Raw genomic sequence first — 2,978 nt, 5'->3', positions numbered from 1 at the left:
AACCCGAATAACCCGAATAACCCGAATAACCCGAATAACCCGAATAACCCGAATAACCCGAATAACCCGAATAACCCGAATAACCCGAATAACCCGAATAACCCGAATAACCCGAATAACCCGAATAACCCAACCCAACCAGAAAAAGGTAATAGTTCATCAAAACTAAAACCTACTTACCGAAAAGAAGTTCCTCTGTATGCTGCTGTTGCTGCCCAACTCCGGCAAACTGATATCATCATGCTGGGCAATATGCATCAAAGGATTGGCGCCACACCAACACCAGATGAACGCATGAGCTGGGGACACATCATTTCCGGTCGAACTGATATTCGGCAAGACGGTATTCCTGATGCTCATTCCACTGGCAACTATGCCGGCGTGCAACTTGGTAGTGACATCTGGAACAATCAAGGCTGGCGGATAGGTGGTTATTTAGGTTATATCTACAGTGATATGAATGTTGATGGCTTTGCCAGCGGCATATATGGCAAAGTAGGCAAAAACACATCAAAATCCTACTTCCTCGGAGTCTATAGTAATTATGTTTATTCTAACGGTGCCTATCTTGATATCGTCCTGCAAGGCGCACACCATCATGTCGACATCAAACCCAATGGTAATAACAATAGCACCCAGAAAGGCCATGGTTTCACCGCATCAATCGAAACAGGTAAACCATTTACCCTTAGCAACAGCAACTGGGAAATAGAACCGCAAGTACAAATAGTGCATCAGTGGCTAGATTTAAACGACACTGATATCAGCGGCCGCACCAGCGTCAGCCACAATCATAATAATGCATGGCTGTTCAGATTAGGCGGACGCATACAAGGCAGCTATCAACTTGGCAAAGGTACACTGCACCCTTATACCCGTGTTAACGTATTCTACTCACCTGATGGAGCAGATCGAACCACCTACAGCGCCAATATCGCAGCAACGACATTGCATTCCGGTGCTGCGCATACCAGTACAGAACTAGCCATAGGTGCCACCTACGATATTAATGAGAGAATAAAAATGTACAGCGAAATCGGCCATACCTGGTCCAACGGCGGTAATGCACGAGTAAAAGCACCGCTAAGCGGTTCTCTAGGATTGAAAGTTAACTGGTAACCAAGCAAATAACCAGATATGTCACCATCAAGGTCAAATCCCTCACAAGGATTTGACCTTAATTTGCTTACCCGGATAACAGAAATATCAAATATATTGAATTATTTAACAACAATTACCCTGTTAAAAAGCATATTAACCCGCTACCCGAGAATAATTGAACTAGCTTCAATACCCCAAAACAAACTTTAAATCGTAAACAGAAAATACCGCATACAACTCCATCATTACAGCTTGTCATTTTCTGCGTAAAAATACATTGAAACAAACAGAGGAAATAACCATGTATCAGCCCCATGAATACCCAACACGCACCGCAATGAACACAGCTCTGGCTACTGCCATCAGCAATAACCTACAACAAGCAGTTGCCCAGCGTTCTCAGGCATCACTGGCACTTTCCGGTGGACCTGCCGTTATAGAGCTGCTTCAGATATTAAGCCGCACACTCCTACCTTGGGAAAAAATCCATATCACCTTAGTAGATGAGCGTTGGGTAGACAAAGAGCATGAAGACAGCAACGAGCGTTTAATGCGTACGTATTTATTACAGAATCTGGCCAAAAATGCACATTTCATCAGCCTTAAAACCATAGCCGATACCCCCGGTGACAGTATCGATGAAATCCACACCCGATTACAGCAAGCCCTGCCCTTACCAATAGACGTACTGGTATTAGGAATGGGTGAAGATGGCCACACAGCATCACTGTTCCCCCATGCAGAAAACCTCAGCAAAGGACTGGATATGCATTCCAACAGAATGGTTATTGATATGCAGCCTCTCACTGCCCCACATAAGCGTATTTCATTAACCCTGCCGGTTATTCTCAATAGCCGTCATCTATATCTCCAGCTAGTAGGGAAAAAACAGCAACAGGTATTTCAGCAGGCATTAGCTGGCAACGATACAGACCAAATGCCCATCCGAGCTGTATTACAGCAGCAACCAAAAATACAGATTTATCTGGCACAATAAAAATGCGCCAGCAAAGCTGGCGCAATACCTAAAATCAAATTCCCTTTTACCACGAATAACGGTAATTCAGATTAACCCCGAATTTCTGTTCGGTTTTCTGACCATTGGCATAATTAAGCTTAAAGTCAGCATGATTATTGTGATCAAAATCCACCCCCAGACCAGCTTCATACAAACCACTGTTACCAGCACCGGCAATACGCAGATTTTCATCATCAACAACAGCATGACCCAGCCCACTTTTATCATGCAGCCAATATGCACCTACATAAGGATTCAAACTTACCTTATTCAAAGCAAATGAAGTTTTAACTGCGGCTCCCAGCTTACTGCGATAAAAAGTAGTACTGTTGGTATATTCATCACCAGATAACCGGCCTACCGTCATCCCGAACTTCGGCGTAACCACCCACTTATCAGCCAGATTGAAATCCTTGCCCAACTGAGCATTCAGACTATTCGCATGCCATGTAGAATTATCCATCTTACTGGCAGACGTTTTCAGATGGCTGTATCGGTAAGCCGCATCTGCGAACCAACCGCCGGCATTTTGCCAGCCAACATAAATACCAGTAGTTATCGCCTTCAGATTACCATCTTTATAATTGCCATTAAAATCCACACTTGAATGCCCTTGTCCCACAAAAGCACCCAGATACGTCTGATTATTCTCACCATCACCCAATGGCAGAACATGATCATAACCTAATTGCAGACTGTAAGACTTCTGCTTGAAGCCTGCCGTAGTCAAACTGTAACTATCCCCTAAAATAGTACAGCCTCGAAGTAGAAAATTCTCTTCATTAACCCACAGAGGATTTAAACATGAAAAAAATGACTGAACATCAGATTGTATCCATTTTAAAAGAAGCTGAAGCCG

Annotated in this window: 3 protein-coding genes; 2 read left to right on the top strand and 1 reads right to left on the bottom strand. The window is 43.7% G+C overall.

Annotated features, from left to right (window positions below):
• Both GYX26_RS11140 and pgl read left to right on the top strand, forming a co-directional pair.
• A partial coding sequence (locus GYX26_RS11140; RefSeq protein ID WP_174829304.1) for an autotransporter outer membrane beta-barrel domain-containing protein occupies positions 1–1,119 on the top strand: 1,119 nt, incomplete at its 5' end.
• A 283-nt stretch (positions 1,120–1,402) separates the two neighbouring features.
• On the top strand, positions 1,403–2,098 hold the full coding sequence (pgl, locus tag GYX26_RS11135; protein ID WP_174829303.1) for a 6-phosphogluconolactonase: 696 nt from the start codon (positions 1,403–1,405) through the stop codon (positions 2,096–2,098).
• Between the two features lie 46 nt (positions 2,099–2,144).
• On the opposite strand, the gene GYX26_RS11130 is transcribed toward pgl, so the two are convergent.
• The coding region (locus tag GYX26_RS11130) for an autotransporter domain-containing protein (protein ID WP_238791290.1) at positions 2,145–2,978 on the bottom strand (834 nt) is incomplete at its 5' end.

This window comes from Snodgrassella sp. ESL0253 (assembly GCF_013344965.1).
Lineage (GTDB): Bacteria > Pseudomonadota > Gammaproteobacteria > Burkholderiales > Neisseriaceae > Snodgrassella > Snodgrassella alvi_B.
Note: the sequence above shows the minus strand (reverse complement) of the source record. Positions and strands in the feature narration are given on the sequence as shown.

Excerpts from the sequence above, each read along its gene's own strand:
- pgl (WP_174829303.1), top strand. The coding sequence starts at position 1,403 with ATGTATCAGCCCCATGAATACCCAACACGCACCGCAATGAACACAGCT.